We start from the raw sequence: 13,478 nt of genomic DNA, 5'->3' as shown, positions 1-13,478 counted from the left end.
TCGTTATTGTTCCGACGAGAGGTCGCGACATTCGCTCATTTGCGAGACGATTCCGACATCGGTTCGAAGCTAGGGACCCATGTCAGGGTAAAACGAATCGTTCAGTTGACCAAAAGGAGTGTTGTCAATCGTTGAACATCTCATGGCAAGCGTTCGACTTCACAATGGATGGTTGGACATGACCCGATGAATATTTGTTAGTAACTCGAATGAGTACGTTTCCGTTCACGCAAGACGGCAGTTACTAATTTCTTTCAAACTTCTTCATTAAGAAGACCATTGGATCTCATGTCAAAGCAGTATAGCAAGTCTGAAAGGAGATCATCCGTAGTGATCACAATTCAATATGAATAAAAAGGTTCCGCACTTGAAATGAAGTCAAGTTAGGGAACCTTTTTTTTGTGTGTTCAAGAATCTATTCGTGGGACTTTTCCTGTCTTCTTGTCGCGATTAAAGATATACCCTGCAACGAAACCGATACCGCCCATTGCCAGTAACAGACCGAACGTTCCTTGCAACATCGATGCTGCAGCAACCGACTCGATCCATGTGAATGGGGCACTCGTTTTTAAAAAGAAGCTGTCACGTAAAAGCTTGATGCCGTAAACGCCGAATAGGCCTGGGATGATTAGGATCAGAAGCGCGATCACACGCATAGTATCTCCTCCTTTTCCACTCATTATTTTAACAGAAAACGAGAGCGGAGACACTGCCTTTTTCGAAGAGTTGCGAAAAGGAAGGCGGTTGAGTAGCATGAATATAGATTAGGAAAATGGGGGATTTTAAAAATGAATAAACGATTGTTGATTGTCGGAGCGGGGAAAGGCGGGACCGAGGTGCTCAAGATGCTCCTTGATTCCCCACTCGTCACCGTCGCTGCCGTCATCGACTCGGACATAGCGGCAGAGGGATTGAAGCTAGCACGGAGTTGGGGCATCCAGACTTCGAGCGATTGGCGCGCGTGTGCCGACAAAAAAGTCGACTTTGTGATCGAGACGACCGGACAGAGCGAGACGTTCGTTGAACTGAAGGACCATTTTTCGGAGGCGGTCGTGCTGCCAGGCGAGTTTATCCGGATCGTCGTCGAGCGGCTGAAGCAGAACCAACAGATGCTCGAAGCGATCATCGACTGTACGAGCGAGGCGATCTCGGTCGCCGACCATAACGGGAATACGATTTTAATCAATCCGTCCTATACCCGCTTGACCGGATTTAAAAAAGAAGATGTCGTTGATAAACCGGCGACGGCCGACATTGGAATGCAGGAGAGCGTGCACTTGAAAGTTTTATCGACCGGTCAAGGCGTACGTGATATTCGGATGCAGATCGGGGCGACGCGCCGAGACATCCTCGTCAACGCCGAACCGATTGTGGTCGAAGGGAAGCTGCGCGGTTCCGTCGGCGTCATTCGCGACGTGTCCCAAATTCGGGCGTTGCGTGATGAGTTGAAGGAAGCGAAGACGCGGATTCGCAACTTGGAGGCGAAATATCAATTTACAGATATCATTGCGACGAGCGAAGCGATGCGCTTTGTCATCGAACAAGCCCGCCTAGCGGCACTCACGCCGGTCACCGTGCTCATACGCGGCGAGTCCGGCACCGGCAAAGAACTGTTCGCCCACGCCATCCACGGCGAATCGCCGCGGAAGTTTAAAAAGTTTGTCCGAGTCAACTGTGCAGCCATCTCGCCGACGCTGTTAGAGAGCGAACTGTTCGGGTATGAGGACGGTGCGTTCAGCGGGGCAAGGCGCGGCGGGAAAGTCGGCTATTTCGAGGAGGCGGACGGCGGATCTTTGTTTTTAGACGAGATTGGCGAACTCCCGGTCGACGTTCAAGTCAAGCTGCTCCGTGTCCTCCAAGAACATGAAATCGTTCGAGTCGGGGGCACGAACGCGATCCCGGTCGATGTCCGGATCATCGCGGCGACGAACGCGAACTTAGAACAGAAAGTGGCGGACGGGACGTTTCGTGAGGATTTATATTATCGGATCAACCGGATGCCAATCCACATCCCGCCGCTCCGTGACCGACTTGAAGAGATCGAGCCGCTTTGCGAGCGGATCATCCGTAAACTGAATCAAGAGTACGGTCGACTCGTCCACGGGGTCGATCAAGCTGCGATTGAACTATTAAAGAGTCAATACTGGAAAGGGAACGTCCGTGAGCTTGAGAATGTGATTGGCCGGGCGATGATTTATATGGCAAGTTCTGAGCAATGGATCGCTCCCCATCACCTTCAACTATCGACACGGACCGTCACGGCGCGATCAGTCGAAGCCGTATCGCTTCAAGACGCCGTCGCTCGCTATGAACGAGATTTGATCGACCGGGCGATCGCTGAAGCGGACGGGAACAAATCAGAAGCAGCGCGGCGGTTACACATCTCGATCCGGACGCTGTATAATAAACTTGAACGTCTGCAGTAATATGCATGCATAATTTTGCTTACTATGTAATATATTGCAGGGTGGCCCTTTGTTTAAAGCGCTTTCAAAAATGGAAACAAACTTGCATAATATAAAGTGTAGACAGGTTAGGGGGGACAACGATGAACTTTGACAGGATGCTCGAACGGGCAAAACGGTTAGATGGATGCACCGTGTCGATTGCCGGGGCGGCCGACGTGGAAGTGATCCGCGCCGTCAAGCTTGCGACCGACCATGGATTGTCACGATTTATCCTATTCGGTGACGCCCGGGAGATTAAACGCTTGTGTGATGAACATGACATTGCCGAGTCGACGATCGATATTTTGCACGTCAAGGGAGAAGTCGATATCGCCAAACGAGCGACACTTGCGGTTCGCAACGGCGAGGCTGATGTTCTCATGAAAGGAATGGTGTCGACCTCGGTCTTCATGAAGGCGGTGCTCAGCCGGGAGTCGGGACTCAGGACGAGCCGGACGCTAAGCCACGTCGCCTTGTTCCAAATTCCAAATCGGGAGCGGTTGATCGGTGTGACCGACGCGGCGATCCATATCGCTCCGACGCTCGAAGAAAAAGTCGATATCATTCATAACGCGGTCGGCGCGATGCGAGACATCGGTTACGAGTTGCCGCGTGTCGCTGCAATCGCGGCAGTTGAAGTGGTCAATCCGCAAATGACCGCGACGATGGACGCCGCACTCCTTGCCCAGATGAACCGGCGTGGTCAAATCAAGGGTTGCGTCGTCGACGGACCGCTCGCACTCGACAACGCCGTCGACATGATTGCCGCCAAACAAAAAGGAATCGCTAGTGAAGTGGCCGGACAAGCCGACTTATTGCTCGTTCCATACATAGAGGTCGGCAACGTCCTTTATAAATCGATCATGTACTTCGCCGGGGCCAGCGTCGCGGCGATCGTCGTCGGGGCCAGTGCCCCCGTCGTCTTGACAAGCCGGGCCGATACGGCCGAGGCGAAACTTTATTCGCTCGCGTTCGCCCTATTGCACGCTAAAAAATAACTGATGACTCAGGAGGAATAAAAAATGATGGAAACAAACATGGAACCACGCTTTCGAATTTTTGACGTATTGCAGGCTGAAGACTATGAGCAGATCGTATTTTGCCAAGATCAAGCATCAGGCTTGAAAGCGATCATCGCGATTCATGATACGACGCTCGGACCAGCCCTCGGCGGACTGCGGATGTGGAATTATACATCAGAAGAAGAGGCGCTTACAGACGTGCTACGTCTCGCCAAAGGGATGACGTACAAGAATGCGGCGGCGGGACTCAACCTCGGCGGCGGGAAAGCCGTCATCATCGGGAACGCGAAGACGGACAAATCGGAAGCATTGTTCCGTGCCTTTGGCCGCTACGTCCAGTCGCTCAGCGGCCGCTACATCACGGCTGAAGACGTCAACACGACCGTCGCCGATATGGACTTCATCCATATGGAGACCGACTACGTGACGGGCGTCAGCCCAGCGTTCGGCTCGAGCGGCAACCCGTCTCCTGTTACTGCGTACGGTGTCTATCGCGGCATGAAGGCGGCCGCGAAGTGGAAGTTCGGTTCCGACTCGCTCGCCGGCAAGACGGTCGCCGTCCAAGGTGTCGGGAACGTCGCCTATAATTTGTGCCGCCACTTGCATGAGGAAGGCGCGCATCTGATCGTCACGGACATTAACGAAGACGCGCTCAAACGTGCCGAGACGGACTTTGGGGCGACAGTCGTCAAACCGGATGAGATTTATGCGGTCGAGTGTGACATCTTCGCGCCATGTGCGCTCGGTGCGGTCATCAACGATGCGACGATCCCGCAACTGAAAGCTCAAATCGTGGCCGGTGCGGCCAACAACCAACTCGCTGAAGACCGTCACGGCGACGTGTTAGAGGAGCGAGGCATCTTGTACGCACCAGACTTCGTCATCAATGCCGGCGGTGTCATCAACGTGGCCGATGAGCTCGAAGGGTACAACCGCGAGCGGGCCATGAAGAAAGTCGACTTGATTTATGACAACATGCAGCGTGTGTTCGAAATCGCTGAACGGGACGGGGTACCGACTCACGTCGCGGCAGAGAAGATGGCCGAAGAGCGCATCGAGATGATGTCGCGTTCGCGCAGCCAGTTCTTGAAAGTCGAAAAGAGCCTGTTAGGTGGGCGCTAACATGACGAGACAACTCGTTCTAGCGATCAACCCGGGATCGACGTCAACGAAAGTCGGTTTATTTGAGGGCTCAGACGAAATTTTGTCGAAAACGGTCCGCCACGGAGAAGATGTCACAGGATTGTCACTCCCGGAACAATTGCCTCACCGGGAGCGAGAAGTACGGGACTTGTTAATTGAATCAGGCATCGCCGGCGAATCGTTGTCGGCGATCGTCGGTCGCGGCGGACTGCTCGCCCCAATGACTTCGGGGACATATGTTGTCAATGAACTCATGCGCGAAGATCTCACGAGCGGGCGCTACGGCGTGCACGCATCCAACTTGGGCGGCTTGATCGCCCATAAGCTCGGTGAATTATTTCAAGTACCGAATTTTATCGTCGACCCGGTAGTCGTTGACGAGATGCATGACCTCGCTCGAGCGACGGGCATGCCAGAAATCAATCGACGGAGCATCTTCCACGCCTTGAATCAAAAAGCCGTGGGCAAGCGCTTTGCCGCAGAAAATGGAAGCGATTACAATGAGCTCAACTTGATTATCGCGCATCTCGGGGGCGGCATCACGGTCGGGGCGCACGCGTCCGGGAACGTCATCGATGTGAACAATGGACTCGACGGGGACGGTCCGCTCGCACCGGAACGAGCCGGCTCGATTCCTGTTGGACAGGTAGTAGAACTATGTTATAGTACCAGGTATAATAAAAACGATATGAAACAGAAAATCGTCGGTCGTGGTGGACTGTATGCGCACCTCGGAACGGTCGACGCCATCGAAATCGAAGACCGGATGACGGCAGGTGACGATAAGGCCGCACTTCTCTATGAGACGATGGCGTACCGAGTCGCCCAAGAGATCTCCAAGCACGGGGCCACGCTGTCCGGGAACGTCGATGCCATCATCTTGACGGGCGGGATCGCCTACTCGGATTGGCTGACCGGGAAGATCAAAGACCGGGTCGGCTACTTGGCACCCGTCCACGTCTATCCGGGTGAGGATGAATTGAAGGCGCTCACGGAAGGGGCCCTTCGGATCATCCGGCAGGAAGAAGCTGTAAAAGCATATGAGGGGGATACACATGGCACGAGAATTTGATGTCATCGTCATCGGCGGCGGACCTGGTGGTTACGTCGCCGCGATCAAAGCGGCGCAGGCCGGTAAGCACGTCGCGATCGTCGAGGCGGAAAAACTAGGCGGGACATGTCTACATAAAGGCTGCATCCCGACAAAAGCGCTCTTGAAGGCAGCGCACGTCTATCAAACGGCGAAACATGGCGAAACGTATGGCGTAGAAGTCGGGACGGTCACGTTCAACATGGGACGGGCACAAACGTTCAAACGAGAGCTCGTCTCCGGCCTTGAGAAAGGCATCGAGCACTTGATGAAGCAAGGGAAAATCGAAGTATTCCGCGGCAAAGCCTCGATCTTGGGACCGAGCATCTTCTCGCCCCAACCGGGAACGGTCGCGGTCGAGGATGAAACCGGCGAGTCGGAGCTGTTGTTGCCGAACCAGTTGATCATCGCGACGGGATCGATCCCCCGGGAGCTCCCAGGGTTGCCGTTCGATCATGAGCGCATCCTCAATTCAGACGACTTGCTCCGGTTCGAGCAGTTGCCGACGTCCATCGCCATCATCGGAGGCGGCGTCATCGGCGTCGAATGGGCGTCGATGCTGATCGACCTCGATGTCGACGTGACGCTGATCGAGGTCGGCGAACGTCTGTTACCGCTCGAAGACAAGGCCGTCTCGCGAGAAGTCGAGCGACTGCTCAAGAAGCGCGGCGTGCGTGTGAAGAAAAATGTGACGGTCGACCCGGAACGGACGACCGTGTCAGCGGACGATGTCGCGCTCGCGGTCGGTGACGAACAACTTACGGTCGACTGTGTGCTCGTCTCGATCGGTCGGATCGCGAATACGGAAGACCTCGGGCTGCAGAACACGTCGATCATCGTCGAGAACGGCGTCATCCAAGTCGACTCGCAATATCGGACGAAAGAACGTCACATCTTTGCGATCGGTGACTGCATCGGTAAACTCCAGCTCGCCCACGTCGCGTCAGCTGAAGGTGTCAAAGCGGTCGAAGCGATTCTCGGTCAAGAACCGACACCGCTCGACTACAACGTCATCCCGCGCTGTGTGTACGGTGTACCCGAAGTCGCATCGGTCGGATTGACCGAAGAGGCGGCAAAAGTAGCGGGACACGTTGTCAAGACGGGGACGTACCGTTTCAACGGTCTCGGAAAAGCCCGGATCGAAGGACAAGCCGACGGATTCGTCAAGCTGATCTCAGATTCGGACACTGACGACCTGCTCGGAGTCCACATCGTCGGACCGAAAGCGACAGAACTGATCACGGAAGGCGGGCTCGCCCTCGTCTTGAACGCGACGGCTTGGGAGATGGGTCAGCTCGTCCACCCGCACCCGGCACTGAGCGAAGCATTCCAAGAAGCGGCGCTCGCCGTGGACGGGTTACCGATTCACGCCTAAGGAGGAAACAGGAAATGGAACAAATGACTGTGAATTCATATGAAGAGCTCGGCTTGTCGAAACAAGACCTCACCGCGATGTTTGAGACGATGGTCCGGGCCCGTAAAATCGATGAACGGATGTGGAAATTGAACCGAGCCGGAAAAATCCCGTTCGTCGTCTCGTGTCAAGGACAAGAAGCGGCCCAAGTCGGGGCGGCGTTCGCCCTCGAGAAAGGGACCGACTACATCCTCCCATACTACCGGGACGTCGCCGTCGTCTTGCATTTCGGTCAGACGGCGCGTGACTTGATGTTGTCGGCGTTCGCCAAAGCGGAAGACCCGAACTCGGGCGGCCGGCAAATGCCAGGTCACTTCGGCTCGAAACAACTTCGCATCGTGACGGGGTCGTCTCCGGTGACGACGCAAGTGCCGCACGCGGTCGGTGTCGCACTCGCGGCCAAACTGAAAAAAGAAGAGCTCGTCACGTTCGTATCGTTCGGTGAAGGCTCGTCGAACCAAGGGGACTTCCACGAAGGGGCAAACTTTGCCGGCGTGCATAAACTTCCGGTCATTTTGTTCTGTGAGAACAACAAGTACGCGATCTCGGTACCGCTGTCGAAGCAACTCGCCTGCGAGCGCGTCTCGGACCGGGCGAAAGGATACGGGATGCCAGGAGTGACGGTCGACGGGATAGACCCGATCGCCGTCTACGTCGCCGTGAAAGAGGCCCGCGCCCGCGCACTCCGCGGAGAAGGGCCGACGTTGATCGAGGCGGAAGTCGAACGGCTCGTGCCGCACTCGTCGGATGACGATGACAAGGCGTACCGCTCGTCAGAAGAACTCGCCGAACTGAAAAACCGCGACGGGATTCAGTTGTTCCGGAAGCGATTGCTCGAAGATGGCGTCGCAACCGAGGCCGAACTCACAGACATCGAGACGAAAGTCGACGTCGAAGTGAACGAAGCGACGACGTACGCCGACAAGGCGCCTTACGCGTCACCGGAATCGACGATGGACCACGTGTACGAGGGGGATAACTGATGAAAACGTTTATTGAAGCGATCAACGAAGCAATCCATGAAGAGATGGAACGCGATGAGAACGTGTTCGTGCTCGGTGAGGACGTCGGCGTCCGCGGTGGTGTCTTCCGGGCGACGCAAGGCTTGATTGAAAAGTATGGTGAGGACCGTGTCATCGATGCTCCGCTCGCTGAAAGTGCGATCGCAGGCGTTGGGATCGGTGCGGCCATGTATGGGATGCGGCCGATCGCCGAGATGCAGTTCGCCGACTTCATCATGCCGGCCGTCAACCAAATCGTGTCCGAGGCGGCGAAAATCCGTTATCGCTCGAACAATGACTGGACGTGTCCGATGGTCATCCGGGCGCCGTTCGGGGGCGGGATCCATGGCGCGCTCTATCATTCACAGTCGGTCGAGGGCATGTTCAACTCGACGCCTGGTTTGAAAGTCGTCATCCCGTCCGACCCGGTCGACGCCAAAGGACTGCTCAAGGCGGCGATCCGTTCGAACGATCCTGTCCTCTTCTTTGAGCATAAACGGGCGTACCGCTTGTTAAAGGCGGACTTACCGACTGACGACTATACGGTCGAGATCGGCAAGGCCGCCGTAAAACGCGAAGGCGACGACGTGACGATCATCACGTACGGCCTCTGTGTCCATATGGCCCAAGAAGCCGCGAAGACGCTCGAGGCGGAAGGGATCAGCACGCATATTTTGGATTTACGCACGGTCTATCCGCTCGATCAAGACGCGATCGTCGAAGCCGTCAAGAAGACGGGTAAAGTCCTGCTCGTGACCGAAGACAATAAAGAAGGCAGCATCATCGGGGAAGTTGCAGCCATCATCGCCGAGAAAGCGCTGTTTGAACTCGATGCGCCGATCGAACGCTTGGCAGGACCGGACGTGCCGGCGATGCCGTACGCGCCACCGATGGAGAAGTATTTCATCGTATCCCCTGAAAAAATTGCGGAGCGGGCCCGTCAGCTCGCTGCGTTTTAAGGAGGGGTCTTATGGAACAGACGATCAAGATGCCACAACTCGGGGAAAGTGTGACCGAAGGGACGATCACGACATTCCTCGTCAAGCCGGGCGACCGGGTCGAAGAGTATGAACCACTCGCTGAGGTCATGACCGATAAAGTGACGGCCGAGATCCCGGCGACGAGTGCTGGGATCATTAAAGAGCTGTTGATTGGTGAAGGCGATACCGTTAGCGTCGGCACGCCGGTCTTGACGATGGAAGTCGCAAGCGCTACCGATGAGCCCGCCGAATTGACAACTGAAGACACGAAGCAGCCGGAACAGGCTGCGGTCGTCGCGACCGTTCCTGTTTCCGCGCCGCCGCGTAATAGAAGCGCGAACGGGCGTTTCTCACCGGCCGTCATCCGTCTCGCGAGTGAGAATGATATCGATTTGGATCAACTCGACGGCTCAGGACTCGGTGGCCGGATCACGCGCAAAGACGTCCTTCGTTACTTATCGGAAGGTCGTCCGCGTCAACCGGAACCGGCGACGCAAGTACCGGTTCAAGAGACGATGACGCAAGTGAAGCTCGATGTGCCAGAAACCGTCACGAAGCCTGTCGTCGCGCCAATGACCGCTTCGACACCGAGTGAATCGTCAGACCGTATTGAGATGATCCCGACGGCGGGTGTCCGTCAAGCGATCGCGAGCAACATGGTCCGCTCGAAGCACGAGGCACCGCACGCGTGGCTCATGATCGAAGTCGACGTGACGAACCTCGTCGAGGCGCGCGCCAAATTGAAAGATGAGTTCTTCGAACGGGAAGGCGTCAAGTTGACGTTTATGCCGTTCTTCATGAAGGCGGCGGTCGAGGGTCTGAAGAAACATCCGATGATGAATTCGGAGTGGGCCGGGGACCATATCAAAGTCCATAAAGATATCCATCTATCGGTCGCCGTCGCGGCGAACGATGCGCTCTACGTCCCGGTCATCAAGCATGCGGACGAGAAGAACATCAAAGGGCTCGCCGTCGCGCTTCAAGACGTCGCCGGCCGTGCCCGCGCAAACCGCTTGAAAGCCGACGAGATGCGTGGCGGCACGTTCACGATCAACAATACGGGCGCTTTCGGATCGATCCAATCGGCCCCGATCTTGAACTACCCGCAAGCGGCGATTCTCTCGGTCGAATCGATCGTGAAACGTCCCGTCTGGGTGAACGGTATGTTCGCGGCACGCGACATGGTCAACTTGTGCATGTCGGTCGATCACCGCGTCCTCGACGGTCTCGTCGCCGGACAGTTTTTACAGGCGATTAAACAGTCGCTCGAATCAATCGACCCGAACACGTACACACTTTATTGATCCAAAAAGGAGCCATGGACGCATGTCCGTGGCTCCTTTCGTTAAATTGACCGTTCAATCAATGACTCGATGTCGCGGCGAATACGTTCGGGCGAAGATAAGTCGGCCTGTGAGTAACTGAGCCGATGTGTCGACTCATCGGTCCCGGTTAAGTCGGCGAATAGACTGCCTAAACTATGGACGCTCTTGTCGACTTGGATCAACAAGTCGAGGCTCGTCTCGTCTTGCAGTAAGATGACCTCGAGTTCGTCGAGCCGACGTCCGAAACTTGTGCCGTTCGGCGAATACTCGAGCTCTTGAGCGATTGGGAGTCGTCCCGAGCGATGTCTGGCCGGCAGCATCTCGGTGTCGGCTTTTTTTAGCCGGAAACCGATATCGTCGAGCACGTCGAGGATGACTTGCTGCTCGCGGTTCGGTTTGACGAGAATCGAGTCCTCGTCTTTCGGGTCGACCGCTTGGGCGATATCGAGGCCGGTCTCGATCCATGTCTTCGACTGGCTGACGGAGATCGGTGTGTTGAACGGCACTTCGATCGTGAACGGGATCTCTTTCACTTCGTCCGGTCCGATCATGAATGGTGCCTCGTTCAACAGGATTTTTTCGATCGTGAACGTCGAATAGGTCGTCTTGTCATTGACCTCGTGCTTGTAGAGCGTATTGAAGAAAATGTAGATACGGTCGACCGATTGTTCGACGTTGCCGCCTTTGATGTGGACGACCCCGTCGAGCGTACCGCCGGGAACACAACTGTTCTCCGCCAGGCGCGTATCGACAGTCGCAGCCCCGATTCCAATCGATGAAAGTAACTTTTTAAACATATGGTGATCCTCCTTTGACGTTTGCACGTGTTCGTGTAATAGTATGTACGGATGCACGTTTAAAAAGTTTCGCAACTACTTAAAAAAAGGATGAATCAAGTGGAATATACAGATTTGATGGAACGGCTCAACGGTCTGATCGAAGATGGGGAGCTTGTGACGGCGACAATCAGTCAACCACGTCAAAAATCGAGCGATTTACGCCGGGTGAAACTGAAGCCGGTATTGTTGAAAGATGAGTACCACATACAGTTTGAATACCAATTTGAGCGCGTCATGAAACATAAAAATTTACGTACGGAAGAAGCGATCGCAGAGCTTGGACAGCTGCTCGAAAACTTCCGGCAAGGACAGTTTCAGCTGAAAGCGACCGAGCTCCATTTCCAACTCTCGAAAAAGTTTAAAGTAACGTATAAAGAGCGGCCAACGGACGTGAAGCAAGTGAAACTGACGCACAACCGCGAAAAGCAGTACGTGTTGCCGGTCGATGAGCCGGTCCCGTTCCTGATTCGCCTCGGCGTCCAGTCGGTAGATGGGAAAGTGAAGCGTCAGAAGTACGATAAGTTTAAACAAATCAACCGGTTCCTCGAGTTCATCGAGGATTCGATCAAATACCTCCCGACCGACCGGACTGTCCGGATTCTCGATTTCGGTTCGGGCAAATCGTATCTGACGTTCGCCTTGTACCATTTCTTGCATGAGATGAAAGGGTATGACGTACACATCACCGGGCTCGATTTGAAGAAGGAAGTCATCGAGGAGTGCGCCGGGATCGCCCGCGACCTCGGCTACGAGCGGCTCGAGTTTCTCGTTGGGGACATCAATGAATTTGAAGGCGAGTCGGCGGTCGATATGGTCGTCACGCTCCATGCCTGCGACGTCGCGACCGACATGGCGCTCGCGCGAGCGGTCCGCTGGGGGGCGAAAGTCATCTTGAGCGTGCCGTGTTGCCAGAAAGAACTGAACCGGCAACTCGAGGCGCCGAGCCTCGACGTCATGCTTCAACACGGCCTCGTCAAGGAACGGTTCGCGGCGCTCGCCACCGATTCGATCCGGGCCGAACTGCTCGGTCTCGTCGGCTATGAAGCGCAGTTGCTCGAATTTATCGACATGGAACATACACCAAAAAATATTTTGATTCGCGCCTATTTGACGAACCGCGAAGCGACCGAAGAGCAGCGCGTCCGCTACAAAGCGTTCAAGTCGTTACTCGGTGCGGACCCGTTCCTTGAAGGTCAGTTGAGCGATAGACTTGTCCTAACCGATCCACAAGACGTAAAATAAGAAAGATAAGACGAAAGTCGAAAGGGGAAACAATATGGATTTTCAATTATACTTTCAAGATGTAGTCGAACAGGCACGCAATGAGGTACGGGCAGCAGGATACACCGAACTGACGACACCGGAAGAAGTCGATGCGGCACTGAAGAAAGAAGGCAAGACGCTCGTGCTCGTCAACTCGGTATGTGGTTGCGCCGGTGGGATCGCTCGTCCGGCCGCGGCCTATGTGAACAAGATGGAAGGCACGAAACCGGATCAGTTCGTCACCGTCTTCGCCGGACAAGACCGGGAAGCGACGGACCGGGCTCGTGAGTATTTCGAAGGGTACGCCCCGTCGTCACCATCGATCGCGCTACTCGAAGATGGAAACATCGTCACGATGGTCGAACGGAGCACGATTGAGTCGTCGACGGCTGAAGAGCTCGTCGAACAGTTACAGACGTTGTTCGATATTTATTACGCGTAATCAATGTGTGGGCGCAAAGGCTTTGCCTTTGCGCTTTTCCTTAAGAAGGGATCGATCGAATGGAACCAGTCGTTAAAATCATGAGTGAGGCGGAATATGCGATCGCCTTGTCGCGAGGTGAGATCAACGAAGAATCGCTCCAAACAGAAGGGTACGTTCGTTGCTGCACCCCGCAACAGATCAGTAAAGTCGCGAGGCGTCACTATCACGGGGAGCGGGTCGTGCTCGTCTCGTTCCATATTAAGCGCCTTGGTAGCTTGCTCCACTACGAGCTAGATGAGGACGGAGATCGCTATCCGCACGTATATAGCGCCATCCCGATCACGTCGGTGAAACGGGTGCAACCTTATGGGTCGACAGATAACGGTACGGTCACGTATTTCGCTTACGAGCGGATGTGACCGTAATTTTTTTGATTTTTATGCATGAATATACTTTACAATTAATAATTATGTGTATATAGTGGTTGAAGACAAGTCAGACATATGAAGAGCGAAAGAACTATTGAGACA

The 13,478-nt window shown here is 54.8% G+C and carries 13 protein-coding genes; 11 read left to right on the top strand and 2 right to left on the bottom strand.

Going from position 1 to position 13,478, the window contains the following annotated elements; all coding sequences use genetic code 11:
• Positions 1-407: 407 nt before the first annotated feature.
• A complete protein-coding gene (locus EVJ21_RS08960) occupies positions 408-656 on the bottom strand; it encodes a DUF2627 domain-containing protein (protein ID WP_016510497.1) in 249 nt (82 codons plus the stop codon).
• A 132-nt stretch (positions 657-788) separates the two neighbouring features.
• On the opposite strand from EVJ21_RS08960, the gene EVJ21_RS08955 reads away from it, so the two are divergent.
• From EVJ21_RS08955 to EVJ21_RS08920, 8 genes are all read left to right on the top strand, one after another.
• Positions 789-2,426, top strand: a complete 1,638-nt coding sequence (locus EVJ21_RS08955) for a sigma 54-interacting transcriptional regulator (RefSeq protein ID WP_131463724.1) — start codon at positions 789-791, stop codon at positions 2,424-2,426.
• Positions 2,427-2,548: 122 nt separating this feature from the next.
• Positions 2,549-3,445, top strand: coding sequence for a phosphate butyryltransferase (yqiS, locus tag EVJ21_RS08950; RefSeq protein WP_131463722.1), 897 nt, complete (start codon positions 2,549-2,551; stop codon positions 3,443-3,445).
• 24 nt (positions 3,446-3,469) lie between these two features.
• Positions 3,470-4,591, top strand: coding sequence for a Glu/Leu/Phe/Val family dehydrogenase (locus EVJ21_RS08945; RefSeq protein ID WP_131463720.1), 1,122 nt, complete (start codon positions 3,470-3,472; stop codon positions 4,589-4,591).
• A 1-nt stretch (position 4,592) separates the two neighbouring features.
• A complete protein-coding gene (gene buk, locus EVJ21_RS08940) occupies positions 4,593-5,684 on the top strand; it encodes a butyrate kinase (RefSeq protein WP_131490370.1) in 1,092 nt (363 codons plus the stop codon).
• Positions 5,668-7,077: a dihydrolipoyl dehydrogenase gene (lpdA, locus tag EVJ21_RS08935; protein ID WP_131490369.1), complete on the top strand. Its 1,410-nt coding sequence runs from the start codon at positions 5,668-5,670 to the stop codon at positions 7,075-7,077. Before buk ends, lpdA begins: the two co-directional genes overlap by 17 nt.
• A 23-nt stretch (positions 7,078-7,100) precedes the next feature.
• Positions 7,101-8,099 carry a thiamine pyrophosphate-dependent dehydrogenase E1 component subunit alpha gene (locus EVJ21_RS08930; protein WP_070327907.1) on the top strand — a complete coding sequence of 333 codons (999 nt, stop codon included), beginning with the start codon at positions 7,101-7,103 and terminating at the stop codon, positions 8,097-8,099.
• Positions 8,099-9,076, top strand: a complete 978-nt coding sequence (locus EVJ21_RS08925; RefSeq protein ID WP_070327068.1) for an alpha-ketoacid dehydrogenase subunit beta — start codon at positions 8,099-8,101, stop codon at positions 9,074-9,076. The genes EVJ21_RS08930 and EVJ21_RS08925 overlap by 1 nt, the downstream gene beginning before the upstream one ends.
• An 11-nt stretch (positions 9,077-9,087) precedes the next feature.
• The gene (locus EVJ21_RS08920; protein ID WP_131463714.1) at positions 9,088-10,401 is read left to right on the top strand and encodes a dihydrolipoamide acetyltransferase family protein; all 1,314 of its coding nucleotides are present in this window, start codon (positions 9,088-9,090) and stop codon (positions 10,399-10,401) included.
• Between the two features lie 41 nt (positions 10,402-10,442).
• On the opposite strand, the gene EVJ21_RS08915 is transcribed toward EVJ21_RS08920, so the two are convergent.
• The gene (locus EVJ21_RS08915; RefSeq protein WP_070327070.1) at positions 10,443-11,219 is read right to left on the bottom strand and encodes a sporulation protein; all 777 of its coding nucleotides are present in this window, start codon (positions 11,217-11,219) and stop codon (positions 10,443-10,445) included.
• Between the two features lie 99 nt (positions 11,220-11,318).
• Between EVJ21_RS08915 and EVJ21_RS08910 the strand changes: the two genes are divergently transcribed.
• The 3 genes from EVJ21_RS08910 to EVJ21_RS08900 are packed head-to-tail and all read left to right on the top strand — an operon-like array spanning position 11,319 to position 13,367.
• Entirely contained in the window at positions 11,319-12,503 is a 1,185-nt protein-coding gene (locus tag EVJ21_RS08910) for a class I SAM-dependent methyltransferase (RefSeq protein ID WP_131490453.1), read from the top strand.
• A gap of 34 nt (positions 12,504-12,537) precedes the next feature.
• Positions 12,538-12,966 carry a BrxA/BrxB family bacilliredoxin gene (locus EVJ21_RS08905; protein ID WP_070327072.1) on the top strand — a complete coding sequence of 143 codons (429 nt, stop codon included), beginning with the start codon at positions 12,538-12,540 and terminating at the stop codon, positions 12,964-12,966.
• 59 nt (positions 12,967-13,025) lie between these two features.
• Positions 13,026-13,367 (top strand): DUF952 domain-containing protein, encoded by a 342-nt coding sequence (locus EVJ21_RS08900; RefSeq protein WP_131490368.1) that lies wholly within the window; start codon positions 13,026-13,028, stop codon positions 13,365-13,367.
• Positions 13,368-13,478 lie beyond the last annotated feature (111 nt).

Source organism: Exiguobacterium sp. SH0S2 (genome assembly GCF_004337185.1).
Lineage (GTDB): Bacteria > Bacillota > Bacilli > Exiguobacteriales > Exiguobacteriaceae > Exiguobacterium > Exiguobacterium aurantiacum_A.
The sequence above is the reverse complement of the archived record's forward strand: the minus strand, read 5'-3'. Positions and strand labels throughout refer to the sequence as shown.